The sequence below is a fragment of the Methanocaldococcus indicus genome, from assembly GCF_049554935.1.
Taxonomy (GTDB): domain Archaea; phylum AGJL01; class Methanococci; order Methanococcales; family Methanocaldococcaceae; genus Methanocaldococcus; species Methanocaldococcus indicus.
On sequence record NZ_CP186926.1, the window covers coordinates 944468 to 962124 of the forward strand.

The 17657-nt window shown below is 28.9% G+C and carries 19 protein-coding genes; 9 read left to right on the forward strand and 10 right to left on the reverse strand.

From position 1 onward, the window contains the following. Position 1 precedes the first annotated feature (1 nt). The 3 genes from frhG to comE are packed head-to-tail and all read left to right on the forward strand — an operon-like array spanning position 2 to position 2120. The gene (frhG, locus tag ACPB8Q_RS05380; RefSeq protein WP_423792158.1) at positions 2 to 685 is read left to right on the forward strand and encodes a coenzyme F420 hydrogenase subunit gamma; all 684 of its coding nucleotides are present in this window, start codon (positions 2 to 4) and stop codon (positions 683 to 685) included. A 2-nt stretch (positions 686 to 687) separates the two neighbouring features. Continuing rightward, positions 688 to 1527, forward strand: a complete 840-nt coding sequence (frhB, locus tag ACPB8Q_RS05385) for a coenzyme F420 hydrogenase subunit beta (protein ID WP_423792159.1) — start codon at positions 688 to 690, stop codon at positions 1525 to 1527. 26 nt (positions 1528 to 1553) lie between these two features. Then, a complete protein-coding gene (comE, locus tag ACPB8Q_RS05390; RefSeq protein WP_423792160.1) occupies positions 1554 to 2120 on the forward strand; it encodes a sulfopyruvate decarboxylase subunit beta in 567 nt (188 codons plus the stop codon). Here the strand turns inward: comE and ACPB8Q_RS05395 are convergent. From ACPB8Q_RS05395 to pdxS, 5 genes are read right to left on the reverse strand one after another with little or no spacing between them, the layout of a single operon-like run. Next, positions 2098 to 2613, reverse strand: coding sequence for an adenylate kinase family protein (locus tag ACPB8Q_RS05395; RefSeq protein WP_423792161.1), 516 nt, complete (start codon positions 2611 to 2613; stop codon positions 2098 to 2100). The two genes, comE and ACPB8Q_RS05395, sit on opposite strands and share 23 nt — an antisense overlap. Next, positions 2613 to 3074 (reverse strand): hypothetical protein, encoded by a 462-nt coding sequence (locus ACPB8Q_RS05400; RefSeq protein WP_423792162.1) that lies wholly within the window; start codon positions 3072 to 3074, stop codon positions 2613 to 2615. The genes ACPB8Q_RS05395 and ACPB8Q_RS05400 overlap by 1 nt, the downstream gene beginning before the upstream one ends. A gap of 4 nt (positions 3075 to 3078) precedes the next feature. Further along, positions 3079 to 4869, reverse strand: a complete 1791-nt coding sequence (gene glmS, locus ACPB8Q_RS05405) for a glutamine--fructose-6-phosphate aminotransferase (RefSeq protein ID WP_423792163.1) — start codon at positions 4867 to 4869, stop codon at positions 3079 to 3081. Between the two features lie 59 nt (positions 4870 to 4928). Then, positions 4929 to 5510 carry an AAA family ATPase gene (locus ACPB8Q_RS05410; RefSeq protein WP_423792164.1) on the reverse strand — a complete coding sequence of 194 codons (582 nt, stop codon included), beginning with the start codon at positions 5508 to 5510 and terminating at the stop codon, positions 4929 to 4931. A gap of 21 nt (positions 5511 to 5531) precedes the next feature. After that, positions 5532 to 6521, reverse strand: coding sequence for a pyridoxal 5'-phosphate synthase subunit PdxS (gene pdxS / locus ACPB8Q_RS05415; protein ID WP_423792165.1), 990 nt, complete (start codon positions 6519 to 6521; stop codon positions 5532 to 5534). An 85-nt stretch (positions 6522 to 6606) separates the two neighbouring features. Between pdxS and ACPB8Q_RS05420 the strand changes: the two genes are divergently transcribed. Both ACPB8Q_RS05420 and ACPB8Q_RS05425 read left to right on the forward strand, forming a co-directional pair. Next, positions 6607 to 7515 carry a hypothetical protein gene (locus ACPB8Q_RS05420; RefSeq protein ID WP_423792166.1) on the forward strand — a complete coding sequence of 303 codons (909 nt, stop codon included), beginning with the start codon at positions 6607 to 6609 and terminating at the stop codon, positions 7513 to 7515. Position 7516: 1 nt separating this feature from the next. After that, positions 7517 to 8380: a CheR family methyltransferase gene (locus ACPB8Q_RS05425; protein ID WP_423792167.1), complete on the forward strand. Its 864-nt coding sequence runs from the start codon at positions 7517 to 7519 to the stop codon at positions 8378 to 8380. On the opposite strand, the gene ACPB8Q_RS05430 is transcribed toward ACPB8Q_RS05425, so the two are convergent. The 3 genes from ACPB8Q_RS05430 to ACPB8Q_RS05440 all read right to left on the reverse strand — a co-directional run bounded on the left by ACPB8Q_RS05430 (position 8372) and on the right by ACPB8Q_RS05440 (position 10476). Then, positions 8372 to 8980 (reverse strand): chemotaxis protein CheC, encoded by a 609-nt coding sequence (locus ACPB8Q_RS05430; protein WP_423792169.1) that lies wholly within the window; start codon positions 8978 to 8980, stop codon positions 8372 to 8374. The two genes, ACPB8Q_RS05425 and ACPB8Q_RS05430, sit on opposite strands and share 9 nt — an antisense overlap. Before the next feature lie 72 nt (positions 8981 to 9052). Then, entirely contained in the window at positions 9053 to 10030 is a 978-nt protein-coding gene (locus ACPB8Q_RS05435) for an NADH-quinone oxidoreductase subunit H (protein ID WP_423792170.1), read from the reverse strand. After that, positions 10030 to 10476, reverse strand: a complete 447-nt coding sequence (locus tag ACPB8Q_RS05440; RefSeq protein WP_423792171.1) for an NADH-quinone oxidoreductase subunit B family protein — start codon at positions 10474 to 10476, stop codon at positions 10030 to 10032. Before ACPB8Q_RS05440 ends, ACPB8Q_RS05435 begins: the two co-directional genes overlap by 1 nt. Before the next feature lie 194 nt (positions 10477 to 10670). On the opposite strand from ACPB8Q_RS05440, the gene ACPB8Q_RS05445 reads away from it, so the two are divergent. Then, positions 10671 to 12245, forward strand: coding sequence for an alkaline phosphatase (locus tag ACPB8Q_RS05445; RefSeq protein ID WP_423792172.1), 1575 nt, complete (start codon positions 10671 to 10673; stop codon positions 12243 to 12245). Positions 12246 to 12250: 5 nt separating this feature from the next. On the opposite strand, the gene ACPB8Q_RS05450 is transcribed toward ACPB8Q_RS05445, so the two are convergent. Beyond that, positions 12251 to 13546: an APC family permease gene (locus ACPB8Q_RS05450; RefSeq protein ID WP_423792173.1), complete on the reverse strand. Its 1296-nt coding sequence runs from the start codon at positions 13544 to 13546 to the stop codon at positions 12251 to 12253. A 107-nt stretch (positions 13547 to 13653) separates the two neighbouring features. On the opposite strand from ACPB8Q_RS05450, the gene cas6 reads away from it, so the two are divergent. Beyond that, entirely contained in the window at positions 13654 to 14412 is a 759-nt protein-coding gene (gene cas6 / locus ACPB8Q_RS05455; RefSeq protein WP_423792174.1) for a CRISPR-associated endoribonuclease Cas6, read from the forward strand. Here the strand turns inward: cas6 and ACPB8Q_RS05460 are convergent. After that, positions 14375 to 15019, reverse strand: coding sequence for an IS6 family transposase (locus ACPB8Q_RS05460; RefSeq protein ID WP_423792175.1), 645 nt, complete (start codon positions 15017 to 15019; stop codon positions 14375 to 14377). The genes cas6 and ACPB8Q_RS05460 overlap by 38 nt on opposite strands. Positions 15020 to 15173: 154 nt before the next feature. On the opposite strand from ACPB8Q_RS05460, the gene ACPB8Q_RS05465 reads away from it, so the two are divergent. Together ACPB8Q_RS05465 and cas7i are read left to right on the forward strand one after the other, a co-directional pair. Next, complete coding sequence (locus ACPB8Q_RS05465) at positions 15174 to 16727, forward strand: hypothetical protein (RefSeq protein ID WP_423792176.1); 1554 nt, start codon at positions 15174 to 15176, stop codon at positions 16725 to 16727. A gap of 16 nt (positions 16728 to 16743) precedes the next feature. Further along, complete coding sequence (gene cas7i / locus ACPB8Q_RS05470; RefSeq protein ID WP_423792177.1) at positions 16744 to 17649, forward strand: type I-B CRISPR-associated protein Cas7/Cst2/DevR; 906 nt, start codon at positions 16744 to 16746, stop codon at positions 17647 to 17649. The last annotated feature ends 8 nt before the right edge of the window (positions 17650 to 17657 follow it).

Sequence of the window (17657 nt, forward strand, 5' to 3'; positions counted from 1 at the left end):
TATGGTTAAGGTAGTTTATCTACAATTATCAAGTTGTTGTGGATGTTTAATATCCTTAACAGATACTTATGAGAAGTTATTAGATGTTTTAGGAAAGATAGAGCTAATATACTGTCAGACAATAATGGATGAAAGAGAAATTAAAGAGTGTGATATAGCATTAGTTGAGGGTAGTGTTTGTTTAGAAGACCATCATTCAGTTGAATTAGCAAAAGAAATAAGAGAAAAAGCTAAGATAGTTGTTGCCTTAGGAGCTTGTGCAGCTTTTGGTGGAGTAACAAGATTCTGTAAAGGTAATCAACCACCTAAGCCAGTCCATACATCATTTTTACCATTATCAAGAGTTATAAAAGTAGATTTAGCTATTCCAGGTTGTCCTCCATCACCAGAGCAAATAGTAAGAGTTATTGAGGCAGCATTATCAGGAGATACTGTTTATTTAGAGCCATTTGTAGAGTTAGCTAAAAATCCAGAAGTATGTGGATGTGATTTAATAACAAAGGTAGTAAATAAAGCTAAATGTATGGGCTGTGGAACTTGTTCTGCTGCATGTCCTACAAGAGCTATTGAAATGATAGATGGAAAACCAGTTGTAACCACATCATTGTGTATAAAATGTGGAGTTTGTTCATTCCAGTGTCCAAGAATTAAGTTTCCAGATTTCTTAAATGAAATAGAGGGATAAATATGGAAGTATTAGGAAAATATAGAAAGATAATATCAGCTAAATCAACACTTCCAGAAGTTTTAAAAAGAGCTCAAGATGGAGGAATAGTATCAACAGTATTTATTTATGGTTTAGAGAACAATATATTAGATGGAGTTATTGTATCTAAGAATTATGATGAATTCTATCCAATCCCAGATGTAGCCACAACTCCTGAAGAGGTTTTAGAAGCTGCTGGAACAAAATATTCAATATCTCCGAATATATCAGTTTTAAAAAAAGCTGCAAGAGTGTATGGATGTGAAAAAATAGGAGTTGTTGGAACTCCATGTCAAATAAGAGCTACAAGAAAACTAATGGCATATCCAGCAGGATTTAGACATATATCTGATAAAATTGCTTTATTGATTGGTATATTCTGTATGGAAAACTTCCCTTATGAAGGTTTAAGAATAATTGTTGAAGAGTTATGTGGAGTTAAAATGGAAGATGTTGTTAAGTTAGATATAGGAAAAGGTAAGTTTTGGGTATATACAAAATGGGGAGAAACAAAAGCAATAAAATTAAAAGAAACTCATGCTTATGAGTCATCTGCATGTCATGTCTGTACAGATTATACAGCAGAATTAGCAGATATTTCAACAGGTTCAGTTGGAAGTCCAGATGGATGGAGTACTGTAATTATAAGAACAGAAAAAGGAGAAGAAATTATAAATAGTATGATAGAACAAGGTTATCTAAAAGTTAAACCAATTGAAGAAGTTAAGCCAGGAATAGGATTAGTAGAGAAGTTGGCTAAAACTAAAAAAGAGAAAAATATGAAAGAGATAGAAGAAAGAAAATCATTAGGCATCTTCTAATAATAAACTTTTTTTTGGTTTTTTATATGTATCCAAAAAGGATAGATATAATTAAAAAAATAGTTGAAAATGTTAAAGATGATATAATTGTCTCAAATATTGGATTTCCTTCAAAGGAACTGTATAAAATTAAAGACAGAGAAAGAAATTTTTATATGCTTGGTTCCATGGGATTAGCTTCATCTATTGGATTAGGTTTAGCTTTGAATGTTAAAGATAAAGTTGTTGTTATTGATGGTGATGGCTCTATTCTTATGAACATGGGCAGTTTATCAACTATCTCCTATTTATCTCCAAAAAATCTAATTTTGGTTGTTGTTGATAACTCAGCCTATGGCTCAACAGGAAATCAGAAGACACATACTACTAAAATTGATTTGGAAAAAGTGGCAAGAGGTTTTAATTTAGATGCAACAACAACAAAAACATTGGAAGAATTTGAAAGAGAATTCAAAAAAGCTTTAAAAGAAGATAAATGTAAAGTTATTATTGCAAAAGCTATCCCATACAATGAAAAATGTGAAAATATAAAATTAAGTCCAATAATGATAAAAGAGAGATTTATGGAAGCTATAAAAGATAGTAGTATTTAGATAACCAATCAACTATTCCTTTTCTTTCTTTTTTATGCTTTATTGCATCTAAGATTTCATCTACAATTTCATCTACTTTTTTGTTTGTTGTATCTATTTCATAAACCTTTCCTTTACTTTCACATAAACAAACATCTAATAATTCTGCCTGAACATTTTCCATAACTTTCTTCTTATTATAATTTCTTTTTTCTAATCTTTCTTTTATAATTAAAGGATTACATCTTAAAACAATTGTATAATCTACATCTAAAAGATGAGAAACATGTCCATCTAATATAATAATATCTTCATCTTTAAACTTTTTTAAAAAATCTTTTAGTTTTTCAAAATCTATTAAATAACTATCCATATCTTCACAGTACTCTTTATACAGCTTATATTTTTTAACCACTTCAGTTATATCTATATGCTTAGCTTTTAATTTCTTAGCTAATTCTTTTGATATAGTTGTTTTTCCTACTCCTGGAGTGCCAGTTATTGCTATTATCATTATTCAACACATTCAGCGTCATTTACAATATTTGATACATACTTATCAATTTCAGCATCTTTATAGGCAAGTATAACATTTTCAGCAATAAATCCTAATTTATATCCTAATATTACCATATAGTCCTTAAAATCAATCAATTCTTTTGCTATTGCTTCTTCAGGAGCTTCTTCCAAGTTTATTAAAATTATGTTATATTTATCTACTTTTCTCTTTATTTCTTCAAAATCTAATGGATGCTTAATTCTTACAACATAGATTTTTGGTGGTATTTTAACTTCTTTAACAACTTCTTTAATTATCTCTTTAGGTTTTTCTTCTTCAACTTTTTTTATTATTAAAGGTTCTTTGTCTTCCTCAGGAGTAATTTCAATTGTTTCATACTCCTCGCTTTCTACTGGAACTGGTTTAGGAACATCTTTATTCCCTTTTAAAATTTTTAAGATATTTTTTAAAGCCATAATATCACTCCACAGTTACACTTTTAGCTAAACCTCTTGGTTTATCTACATCTCTTTTTAGTTGGACTGCTTTATAATAAGCTAAGAGTTGGTATGCAGGTGCATAAACTATTGGAGAAATCTCTTCTAAAACATTAGGAACTGTTATATTATCACAATCATTTATTTTTATAGGAGTTACTGCAATAACTCTACCATTTCTTGCTCTTACTTCTTCAATATTTGATAATATAGAACTAAAAACTTTTGAATCTTTTGGAGGAACTATTGCAATAGTGTCAAAATTCTCATCTATTAGTGAGATAGTTCCATGCTTTAACATTCCTGCACTCATACCTTCAGCATGTAAATATGTAATCTCCTTAAATTTTAAAGCACCTTCTAAGGCACTTACTAAGTTAATACCTTTTGAAATAAATATATAGTTTTGTGCTTTTAAACTTTCTGCTATATTTTTTATATGCTCACTTTGATTTAATACCTCTTTTATGTAGTTAGGAATTTTATTTATAACCTGTTCATATTTATTCATATTCCTATCTTTTATTTTTCCATACTCTAAAAATAATCTATATATTATCATTAATTGAGATGTAAATGTTTTAGTTGCACAGACAGCTATCTCTATTCCTGCCCCCATCAATATAGGGATATCTACAATTCTTGTAGCAGTTGAACCAATAACATTAACTATTGCAGCAGTTTTGGCTCCTTTTTCTTTTGCATATTTTAAAGCTTTTAATGTATCATAAGTTTCTCCACTCTGAGTAATTCCTACAACTAATGTGTCATTATCTACAACACTCTTATTTAAAAATTCAGATGCATCCTCAGCTTTAACTAATTTATTTAATTTAGAAAACAGATATTCTGCATATAAACAGGCATGATAAGATGTCCCAGCCCCAACAAAATAGACTTTATTAAATTTATCTATTAATTTAGCTACTTCTTTAATTTCTTCACTTGATATTTTGGCAGATACTTTTATAGTTTCTGGTTGTTCAAAAATTTCTTTAAGCATGAAATGAGGAAATCCTTGCTTTTCTGCTTGTTCAATATTCCATTTAATCTCTATTTCTTTTCTTTTAACTATTTTGCCATTGTTTTCAATATAATAACTATTATTTTTTACAACAACTATATCTCCATCTTCTAATGGAACTGCTCTATTTGTGTAATCTAAAAAAGCAGTTACATCACTACCTAAGAAAAACTCATTCTCACCAATACCTAAAATAAGAGGACTCTCATATCTTGCTCCAATCAACAAATTAGGAAAATCTTTGTTAATTATTGATAGAGCATAACTTCCTTTAATCTTCTTTAATGCATTTTTAACAGCTTTTATATAATTCTCTTCATTGTATTCATCAAACTTATTTAATTCTTCCTCTATTAAATGAGCTATAACCTCTGTATCTGTCTCTGATTTGAATTTATGACCTTTTTTTATTAATTCTTCTTTAAGTTCCTTATAGTTTGTTATAATTCCATTATGAACTATTGCTATCCTATCTAAACAATCTGTATGTGGATGTGCATTTTCTTTACTAACCTTACCATGTGTAGCCCATCTATTATGTCCTATCCCTATATTTCCTTCAATTTCTAAAAATCCTTCTTTTTTAGCAACCTCCTCAACTTTCCCAACATCCTTCTTAATAATTAACTTATTATTATTTACAACTCCAATACCACAACTATCATAACCTCTATACTCCAATCTTTTTAATCCTCTATATAATACTTCTGAGGCTTTTCTTTTTCCAATATATCCAATGATACCACACATATTTATCCCAAATAAAAAAATAGAGTATGATATTGAATTTATAAAATTATTAATGATTGTTAATATATAAAATTAAATGAATTAAAATTTTCTTTATTTTTTATGATATATTTTATAACTTTTTCTAAATTCTTTATTAAATCTTCATAATTATCTTCATTCACAATCATAAAATCAGCCAGAGCTATTACCTTCCCTATCCCAAAATTCAACTCTCTCTTATCCCTCTCAACAAACTTGTCCCAACTTTTTACATCATCTTCTCTATCTCTCTCTTTGATTCTATTGAATCTTGTTAATGGGGATGAATGAATAGCTATCAAAACAAGAGGATAATGTTTCCTAAAATAATTTAACTCATCTAAGCTCCTAATTCCTTCTACAATAACAATATCTTTATTTTTAAATCTTTCTTCAATTGTTCTTAAACAAACAACTGCAATAGCTTCTTTCCCAAATTCTTCTCTTAACTTTATAGCTGTCTCACCAACATTTTTAGGATTAAGCTCTAAACCTCTTTTTATAGTCTCTTCTCTGACAACATCACCCATTGATATAATTGGAATATTAAATTTATTTGCCACTTCAAAAATACCACTTTTTCCAGCCCCTGGCATTCCTGTTATGCCTATTAGAAGCATAATCTCACTAAAAATTAAAATTTAGTCTCCTCTAATTTGAAGTTTTTCTTCTAATTTCTCTATTTCTAAACCTTTCATTGGCATTCCTAACTCTCTACTAACTTCTGCTACAATCTCTGGTTTGTCATAGTTGTAAGTAGCTTCAACTATTGCCTTAGCCATTTTCAATGGATTAGATGATTTAAATATTCCTGAACCTACAAATATTCCATCACATCCTAACATCATCATTAAAGCTGCATCAGCTGGAGTTGCTATTCCTCCAGCAGCAAAATTAACTACTGGTAATCTACCTATCTTTTTAATTTCTAATAGTATCTTATAAATTCCCTCAATTATCTCATTTAATGTAAAGTTATGATAAATTGGCTCACAGTCTAAGATTTCTCCTCCTAAACCTAAACTTTCTCTAACTTCTTTTGTTAATTGAGCATATCTATTAGCAAAGTTTTTAGCTATTTCATGTATAATCTCTTCATCATCAATTCTTTGTAGTTGTGAAATTGCTTCATTCATTAATCTCATATGTCTTACAGCTTCTACAACATTTCCAGTTCCTGCCTCTCCCTTAGTTCTTATCATTGCTGCTCCTTCCCATATTCTTCTAACTGCCTCTCCTAAATTTCTTGCTCCACATACAAATGGAACAGTGAAATCTTTTTTATATATATGGAAGTATGGGTCTGCTTGAGTTAAAACTTCACTCTCATCTATCATATCTACTCCTATTGCCTCTAAAACTCTTGCCTCTGCAGTATGACCAATTCTACATTTAGCCATAACAGGAATTGAAACAGAGTCCATAATCTCCTCTATCAACTTAGGGTCAGACATTCTTGCTACTCCACCTTCTTTTCTAATATCTGCTGGCACTCTTTCCAAAGCCATAACTGCAACTGCTCCAGCTTCCTCAGCTATTTGAGCTTGCTCAACATTAGTAACATCCATAACTACTCCATGTTTAACCATTTTAGCAAATCCTTTCTTTAATAAATCAGTTCCTTTTTTCATAATATCCCTCCAAAAGTATTCCAAAACTTATATAAATTTAAATTAACATAAGAAATATATATAAATAACCATTTGGGTGAGTAAAATGATTCTATTTGAATGGGGAACATACAATGCATTATCAACTTTAAAACAAGCTGCTTTATTGGGGACAAGAATAACAGAGATTCCTCCAGCAATGTTATCTAAAAAAATGGCTCCTGGATATTATGAAAGCTATAAAGCTTATGGAAAAGAGTTTTTTACAACCATCTTAGCTCATGGACCTTACTATCATCCTTTATCAGAAGGTGGTTTAAAAGGACATCTAACTGCTATAGAGAGAGCTTCATTAGCTGGAGCGGAAATTTATAACTATCATTTAGGTGTTAGAAAAGGTAATGATTTTGATAAACATTTAGAAGTCTTAAAAAAATTCTATGAGAAAAATAAAGAAATGATTTACTCTATTGAGCCAGCAACTAATTATAATGAATTTGGAACTTTGGATGAATTAGAAGAGCTAATAATATCTGCAAATGAGTTAGGAATTAAAGCTATTCCTGGCTTACAGTTAGAGAATATATTTTTAAGTGAATTAAATGTATATGAAACAGATGACTGGGAAGATGCAAAAGAAAAGGCAGATGTTAAGTTTTGGTTAAATATTTTTGAGAGATTTGATAAAATATCTAATATTATGCATTTTAGATTCTCACAAGTTATTGGGCTAAAATATAAAAACAGATTCTTTAAAAAGAGAGTCCCATTAGGTTATGGCTATCCTCCAATTGAACCATTATCTGAGGCATTAGCTATATATTTAGTGGATAATGCATTAAAAAGAGGATTTAAAAAAGTAATCTTTGTATATACTGGACTACCAGAAGTTAAATATAAGGATTTAATAGATATATATGCATTAGTTATGAAAAAGGCAGTAGATAAGTTAATGAGAAGAGATGAGCAAATAGAATTTGGAGAATTTTACAAAAAAATGATTGAGGAGGAATAAGATGGGAATTAGTGATATAAATAAGATTCCTGAAACTGTTGAACAGATGAGTAGTATTGATAAACTCTACTACAAAAGACTCTTACAATATATAAAAACTACACTAAAAATTGATGTTACTCAATACAAAGATAATTATATCATTAGAAGATTAAAGGTTAGAATGAAAGCAACAAAGTGTAGCTCATTTAAAGAGTACTATGAATATTTAAGAACTCATCCAGAAGAGAAAGAAAAATTAGAAGAAACATTAACAGTTAATGTAACTGAATTCTGGAGAGATATAACTGTCTATAAAGAATTAATGAAGATTATAGACAATTTTATTAAGGATAAGAGTAGAAGAAAATTAAGAGTTTGGAGTGCAGGATGTTCTTCAGGAGAAGAGCCTTATGGAGTAGCTATAATAATTTTAGAGTCTATGAAAAAGAACAACAGAAAAATGTTTGATGCAAAAATAACAGGAACTGATATTGACAAAGAAGTTTTAAATAAAGCAAGAAGAGGAGTATATCATATAAAACAATTAAGAAATCTTCCTGCCAATATTATTCAAAAATATTTTACTAAACTAAATGATGAGGAGTATATGATTAAGCCAGAAGTTAAGAGATTAGTAACATTTAAGATTCATGATTTGATTAAAGACCCTCCATTAAAAAATATGGATATTGTTATGTGTAGGAATGTTATAATCTACTTTGATAAAAAAACACAAGCTGAATTATTTTTAAAGTTCTATGAAGCCCTAAATCCAGGAGGGTTTTTAATATTAGGAAAAACTGAAATACTACATGGAAAAGCAAAAGAATTATTTAAGACATATAATGCAAGAGAAAGAATCTATCAAAAACCTTTAGAATAATTTATCTAATCTTTCTAGTGATTCTGGTTCAATAATTATTAATAGATAACATTTTAATGGAAATCTTCCAATAATCTCAATTTTATTATCAAACAATAGGACAATATCAGTCTTTTCAGCAACTTCAGCAATTAATGCCTCTACTATACTAAAACCAATATCTTTTATAAATTCTGGAGGAGTTATGTTAATAGTTCCATTCAATCTGTTTGCAAATACATTTAAGAATGAGGATATTACAATATTTCCAACTTCATTAATTAATGATTTCTCCATCTCTTCATAATCAGGTAGTTGTTCTTTATGAACTAAGCTATCCCATAATATATCTAATAAAAGTAATTTTTCTAACTTTACAGAATCTTGCTCAGGAATTAAAATTAAACTTTTACCTTTTAATATCCCATTAAAGTCAATTCTTGCGGCTTTATAATTTATATCACCAAATTGTTCTGGAACATATTCAATTAGTGCAAATCTTAACCCTAAGAAATAGACCTCTACATTTTCCCCAGTCAATTCCATAAATGCATTTGCCATATTTTCAGAAGCTTCCCTTCCAATCTCAATAAGTTTATTTATAGGTTCAAGCAAACTCATAACAAACCCCACACATCAATAATCTTTTTTACATTTAACTCTTTTACTTTTAGATTATATAAAATTTGTGTTTTATAGTCCAATTAATGCTAATATATAAGCTAAAGCTCCAATAATAATTAAAGTGAATGAGACATTATAGAGTTCCTTAAATGTTAAGAATGGAGAAAATGCCTTAACAATGCCAGCAAATATAGCTAAAATTAATGAAACAACTATATTAATAATTAGAGATATAGGATTTTCAAATGTTGGAGGACAACCTAAATAGATAGTTGAGAATAAAGAACCTAAAACAATAATTAAAAATTCATATCCACATAAATATAGAGCTCTATATTTAGCTATTAACTCCATACTTGTTCCATCTATTACATCAGCTTTTGTGTGAGTTATTGAAAATGGATACTCTTTTATCATAATTAAGTAGCTAATGAAAAAAATTAATGCTCCTAATAACCCAGATAAAGAAAGTATAAATGGAGTTTTTAAATTTGATAGATATATTGTCTTACTTACAAAGAATGGTAAAAATAAGGATATATAAAATGGAAATGAGGCAATTGTTATAAATTTGTAGTTTCTAATAGCAGATAACTGCTCTAAGGATATTTTATTTATTCCAATATATTTAGCTCCTTTACATTCATCAATATAAGGCATTCTAAATCCCATAATTGAGCAAGATAGAGAACCTTTAATTACATAAAATAACTCTTCAAGCTTTAAAATTCCTGCAATAAAGATAATATTTGACAAAATAGATATATTAAGAGTAGTTGCAACTAATAATACCCATAATATGATAATGGATAACATTGGAAAAATATTATAAACATTTGGAAGTATGGCATCTGGCTTTTTTATTTCTTTATATATAAACTTAAAAAATGCCCAAAATCCAGGGGCTAATATACTTGGTCCTACTCTCCACTGTATTCTTGCTTGAATCTTTCTCTGAATTCCTGGAATTAATGTTGATAAAACAAAATATATTGATGGAATACCGACAATGGATAAGAAATAGTAAAGATAATAGTAGAGCTCCATTATTTCTCCTCTAAGAGTTTTTTAACAGCTTTAACAATTCCACTAATAATTTCTTCTGGACTTGGAGAGCATCCTGGGACTTTAACATCAACAGGAATAATATTTTCCAAAGGTCCATCAATAAAATCTGATGTTCCTAAATCCCCTCCAATGTTTTTATACACTCCTCCCATAATAGCACATGAACCAATAGCAACAACAACCTTTGGCTCAGGAATCTTTTCATAAATCTTTTTTAATGAGTTAGTAACAAACTTTGTTATACATCCACTAACTATCAAAATATCTGCTTCTCTTGGATTAAATGTTAAAAAAACATTGTATTGTTCTGCATCATAGTAAGGAGAAAAAACTGCATTGACTGTTTCAATATCACAAGCATTACATCCTCCAGTAGATACAAGCATTATATGAATACAGTTTTTCCGTGATGTCTTTTTTAGCATAAATATACCCAATCTGTCATTATTAATAATGATAATTTTACAGTAACATTATTTATATTTTATTTCCAATTATATTTATAAATCCAATTATATAAAAATATGCTATTAGGAAATCTAAATAGTAATTGTTATATTCTATAATCTAATTAAATTTATAATACCTACATTAAATTTCTTAATGTAGGTGATAGCTAATGAAAAAGATAGGGATTGTCGCAGTATTTGTAATGATTCTACTCTCTGTTTTTACAGCAGGTTGTGTAGGAAATCAAAGTAACTCAAAAGTAGAAATAAATGAAATGCCTGCTAAAAGTATAGAAGCTAAAAGTGCAGAAAATAACATTCCAAAAGCTAAAAGTGTTATTATCTTCATTGGAGATGGGATGGGAATAAATCAAGTATATTTAGCAAACAGATATTCTGAGGAGGTTTATGGGAAGAATTTAACATTTCCATATGTAACTAATAATACTGGATTAATGACAACATACTCATTAGGACATGATGTTACAGATTCTGCAGCTGCAGCAGTAGCAATGTTCTCAGGATATAAGACCAAAAATAGAATGGTAAATATGCTTCCTGATGGTAAAATACCTAAAAAAATCTTATCAGAAATATTTAAAGAAGAAGGTAAGTCAGTTGGAATTATAACAACTACAAGAATTACACATGCTACACCAGCAGCAATGTATGCACATGTAAAAGATAGAGGGGAAGAGGATAAAATTGCTGAACAGCTTTTAGAATTTGAGCCAGATGTTGCACTTGGTGGAGGATTAGAGTACTTTATACCAAAAGATGAAAAAGGAAGTAAAAGAAAAGACAATAAGAATCTTATTGAAGAATTTAAAAAGAAGGGTTATACTATTGTTTATAATAAAGAAGAGTTAGAAAAAGTAAATCCAGAAAATACTAAAAAATTATTAGGATTGTTTTCAATGTCCCATATGGCTTATGAGATAGATAGAGAAAATATTCCTGAATATCAAAATCAACCATCATTGGCTGAAATGACTAAAAAAGCATTAGAAATATTAGATAAAAATCCTAATGGTTTTATCTTAATGGTTGAAGGAGGAAGAATAGACCATGGATATCACACTCATGATATAAAAGCAGCAGTTGTAGATGTTAAAGCGTTTGATGACGCTATAAAAGTAGCTTTAGATTATCAAAAGAAGCATCCAGATACTCTAATTGTTATAACAGCAGACCATGAGACTGGTGGTTTATCTATTGGTAGAGGTACATGTTCTTATGCAGATTCCTCATCAGGGGCAGTAAGTTATAAAGAAAATGTTAGTGCAGTTAAGAATGTCAAATGTAGTGTAAAGTATTTAGTTAAAAGGATATTAGCAGATAACTTAAGTAAGGATGAAACTGTTAAGTTTATTGAAAAAATGTGGGGTACTAAACTAACAGACAAAGAAAAAGAACTCTTATTTAAATATCCATTAGATTCAAAAATAACAGATAAGGTAATATTAAGTTATTATCCAAGAGTTAATGAATACTTAGATAACTGGGGAGAGTATGCTTTATCTAAAATAGAAAGTGATAGGTCAAGAGTCTATTGGACAGCTTATGGACATACACAAAATCCTGTAGCTGTTTGGGCTATTGGTCCAGGTGAAGAGTTGTTTAGAGGATTCTATGACAATACAGATATATATACAAAAATCCTTGAAGCTTCAGAAGGAAACTATACTCACATTCCTTGCTCATCTTGTGTAGATTCAGCTCTTCTAATAGCAGCAGTTAATTAATGAATCTATTTTATTTTATTTTTAATATTAAATGTTCTTTTACATCTATATTTATAGCATATTTCAAATATTAAAGCTCCTAAAAATACAACAACAGTTCCTATGAATGATTTTATATTATTTGTTAGTTGATAATATTGTAAGATTAAAAATATAGACAATATAACTATAAAGTTGAATAATATAATTTTTCTATTTCCACCAACTTCATCAGCAAGTTTATAGTGGGAGAGAATAACACATAAGTAAATAACCATAAATACACTACTAATTATATTTGCTACTCCTCCTATTTTAAATAATAGTGCAAACAACAATCCTAAAATTGCAGTTATATATAGTCCTTCAGTTGATTTGAACCATACTTTTCTCTCAAAAAATTCAGGGAGTTCTCCATCTTTTGCTAATGAATATGCTACATTTGCACCTCCATATATAGTAGCATTCATAGCTGATGATATAGAGAAAATAGCTCCAATAGATATAAGTAAGAATCCTAATTCTCCTAAAAATGGCTTTGCAGCAATAGCAAGAGCATTCTCAGAGTATTTTATAATCTCTTCTATTGGCAAATTACCTATTGCAGTTATAGCTACTCCAACATAAATAAACATAACCAATAGAATACTTATATATATAGCTAAAGGAACATTTTTAGTAGGATTTTCAATATGTTCAGATGCATTGGTTACAACACCAAATCCCATATATGATAAAAAGAATACAGCAGATGCAAATAAAGTTCCATAAAGATATTTTGGCTCTGTTGAAGGAATTAGATATGATAGATGTAGAGTAAATAATCCACCTATAATGAACAATAGTAGAATAGTTAGTTTAATCAAAACTATAAAAAATTCAGCTCTTCCAACAGCTTTAGAACCAAAAAAGTTTAATGCTGTGAATAAAGCAACAATTCCAACCTCAGCCAAAGCTACATTTAGTGGAGTATATGGTAAATTAACTAATGGTAAGAAGTATCCAGCAAAACCATGAGCAAATAGAGCTATAGATATAACATAACTTAACCATAGTAATATACTTAATACCCCTGTTATAATAGAATCTCCAAAAGCTTTATGGATATAGGCAATAGGACCAGCATTTGATACAATTTTACTTCCAAGTTTTCCATATGAATATGCAACTAAAAGAGCATATATTCCAGAAAGAATAAAGGATATTGGTAAATTTCTACCAGCTATTTTTACACCAACACCAAAAATAGAGAATATACTTGCACCAATCATAACTCCAACAGCCATTGCAACTGCTTCATATAATGTCAACTTTTTGGACATATTATCACAATTTTTAGAATTTTAGAGATTTTATTTGGATTATTTAATTATTTATTTAACATATGAACTATATAATATATATTAATGAAATTTTAAAGGTGTAAATTATGAGAATTGAACTAAAACTAAAAACTGATAAATTTACAGTTATTCCATACAACCATCAATACTACTTAGCATCAGCAATATATAATAAGTTGCAATCAGCCAATCCAATTTATGCTGAAAAACTTCATAACTACAAAAAATTCAAATTTTTTACTTTTTCATTACTACAAGTAAAGAGAAGAGTTATAAGAAAGGAAGGTATTGAAACAATTGATGGTAATGTATATTTATATTTATCATCTCCAAAAAGTGATTTTATTGAGAACTTTGTTTCTGGATTGTTAGATGATGGCTCTTTAAAAGTAGGAAATATTAATTTTTATGTTGATAAAGCAAAGGTTTTAAAAGTCCCTGAAAAATTTGAGATATTTAAAACAATATCTCCTATATATCTAAAAACAAAAATTGAAGACAATGGAAAATTAAAAGATTATGACCTACTTCCAAATCATTCTAAATTTTATGAAAACTTAAAAAACAATTTAAAGAGAAAATATGAGCACTTTTACAATAAAAAGTGTGATTTGGATTTTGATTTTGAAATTTTAAAGTATAAATCTAAAAGGATGAAAATTAAAAATGTTTATTGTAGATGCTCAGAATTAGTTTTTAAAGTTTGGGGAGATTATGAGCTTTTAAAATTTGGATATGAATGTGGATTTGGAGAAAAAAATAGTATGGGATTTGGAATGGTTGTTAATACAAAAGATAAAGACACTGTCAAGTTAACGACTTCAACCAATTGTAGAACATCATGAAACTTTTAATCCAGCTAACAACTGTATCGAATTTGCTGTTATTAGGAAACCTATTATAAAATGCTTTAGTTCTTCGTTTGAGTAGTGAGAAAAAGCTTTCTACACAATTTCTCAGTCCGAATCTGACTCTTTCAAATTCTAAACCCAATCTTTGCAATGCCCACGGATACCATCTTCCACCATCGACCAAAATCTTCGGCTTATTAGAGCAAAATTTTAATATACTCTTAACGAATAATATAGTATCGAGGCAGTTTCTTGTTTCAGAAACATAAACTCCCAAGCACTCTTTCGATTCAACATCAATAGCAGACCATACGTAAATATTTTCATTTCCAATCTTTAGTTTGGTCTCATCGATTGCAATTGCGTATCTTTCCTTTCTTTTAGGTTCGTTTAAAACATCTTTAATCTTGTGATAATAAGTCCTAACCGACTCATGGCTTATACTTTCGAATTGGGAAAGAAACAAACTTACCTTCCTCAACGATAGTCCAAGATAATACAAAATCCCAGCTAAGATTTTAACTTCTATCGACTTCTTATTCCTTTTAAAAATCTTCTCCTCTTCGATTCTCTCCTTTAAGACTTCTATCGTGAGCTTCATATTTTATTATTTTTTATCAATTATTAATAAAAGCTTAACTTGACACTCTCAAAGATAAAAATAGAAAAAGATAAATAGATATGAATATAACATAAAATTATAATAACAACAAAATCATTTAAATTAACAAATTATAATTATATTTGGTGAATTCATGGAAATAAAAACTGATGAGATTATTAACCAAAATTATGATAAAAGTGAAAAAAACTATAATATTGAAAAATCTAAAACTTTTATGTTTGAAGTTTCAATTTACCATGATGTATGGATGGACAATGCATTAGAAAATTTTTATCGAATTTTAAAAAAGATAGACAATGAAGACCTTAATGTTACACTAACCAGTGATAAACTAATCTTTGAATTCGATAACTTTGAAGGGTTCAAAAATGCACTGATTCAACAAATTAAGCATAAATATAAAAATATGATTGTAATTGGAGAAGATAAAAAGACAGGAATTACAAAAGAGATTAAGAAGGACTTTATTCTGCTTCAAGAAGGTAAAAAGGAAGGAGGAACTGTAAAATTAAAAGAAGAAGTATTTGACTGGAATAAATTGCCTAAGATATTGGATGAGTTAAAAGAAAATAAAAAAGGAGATAAAATCTGTATAATGTGTGGAGGTAAGTATAAAAAAAGTTATACATTAAAGCAGGCGATTTATCCATTTGTAACAAAAAATAAAAGTTTAAGTGGGATTAGAACTATTAAATCACTTCCAGAGTATCATAAAAACTTGTGTTTAATGTGCTATTTGTTGGGGGTTTTGGAATGGACTGATGAGGGGCTAATATATTACACATTAAAAGAAAAGAAAACATTTTTATTCCTTCCAATATTTGAGAACTTAATAGAACTTAACAAGTTTAAGGAAGAGACATTAAACGCAGGAATTTTAAAAGTATCAGAAAGGTATGGAAATTTACTTAAAAAACCAAATTCCAATGACATTGAAGAAATTTTTGGGGAATATACAACCTTATTAGCATTTTATGAGAAATTCATTGTTAATGTAAAAGAAAGTGAAGTATTATGCAATAAGTGGGGAGTTTTGCACATCCCATTGGGTAAAGTTAAAAATATCAAGTTTGAGACCATAAATGTTGATAAAGGAATTTTGGAGGTGATAAGTAAGTTAATAGAAGATAGCTACTTAATATATAATGATATGGTAAAAGGAATATATTTCAAAAAGAAAACCAGCAAAGGATTTGTTACTGATTGGGATATTACCACTGAAATTAAAGAAAATTTGGCAAAATCATTATTAATAGACGATTTCAGAACCTTTTCAAAGCAGTTGATGCCAAGAAAAGGAGGCTTTGTTATTTTATCATCAGATGCCTATGAAATTTTAGATGAACTTATCTATCTATGGAGGTTGGTAAATATGGGAATTCCTAAGGAGAAATTACACACAATAAAAAGTGTTGGAAACATTATTGCGAAAATATCCCTTGGAAATTCTTCCCTACTATATAAACTTGATAAAGTTAGGACTATTGATGAGTTTTGGAGTGTTTTAAGAGAAATATCAAGAAAAATGGATGGAATGGAGAAAGATGAACTTAGAGAGATAAAACCGACTGCAATAGATGAACTTGTAATTATGGTTAAAGAACATGAGAAAATTTGGAAAGAGATTAGAGATTTATTAGTTATCTACTCATCCATTTATCTTGCCATTAAAAAAATTAAATGAAGAAAGGGGGGATTAGATGAAAGGTATAGAGATAGTTTGGTTATCAAAAACTGATCTAACAAACCTTAACTCTGGTGAAGGAGAGAGTAACTTTATTGATGTTAAGAAATTTAAGAAAAATGGTGTTGAATATCCTTACGTTTCGGGGCAGGCGATGAGATATTATATAAAAGAGGCAATTAGAAGGAATTTAGATGAAAATGAGTTTATGTGTGTTCCAGATGATAAAGGGGAGACATGTGGAAATATAAAAGACTGTATAGGATGTGACCTCTTTGGATTCATGAAGCCAGAGAAAAATGTTGGAGCAAGGACAAGAATCTCTCCAGTAAAAGTGTCTCCAGCAATAGGATTATTGCCATTTGATGAAAACTCAGCAGTTGATTTTTTAACAAGAAAATATAGAGGGGGAGAAAAGGCAGAGGGGGATATAGTAAATGTAGAGATTGGAGTTAATATCTATAAGGTAGGTGTAGCAATCGATGTTAAAAGGGTTGGAGGCGAAGAAAAGATTGAAAATGGAGCTGTTAAAATTGATTATGCTATAGATGAAGATGAACGTAAAAATAGGATTTCAAAGGTTATTGAATCCTTGAGATATTTATCAGATTATTCAAAGCAGGCAAGATTGCTAACCGATTTTACACCAGATTTTATAATAATTGCATTCCAAGAGATATACTCTCATAGATTACAAAAGGCAATAGATTTGAAAGATAACAGGATAAATATTGGTGTATTAAAGATAATTCTTGAAGATGTTTCAGAATATTCACCAAAAATATTTGTTGGGCTTGTTCCAAACTTCTTTGAAAATGAAGAAGAAGTTAAAAATCTATTTAAAGATTTAAATATAGAAGTTAAAGCTCCTCATGTGGCAATAAAAGATGCATTGAGCTATTTAGATGAAATTAACTTATAAATTATTGG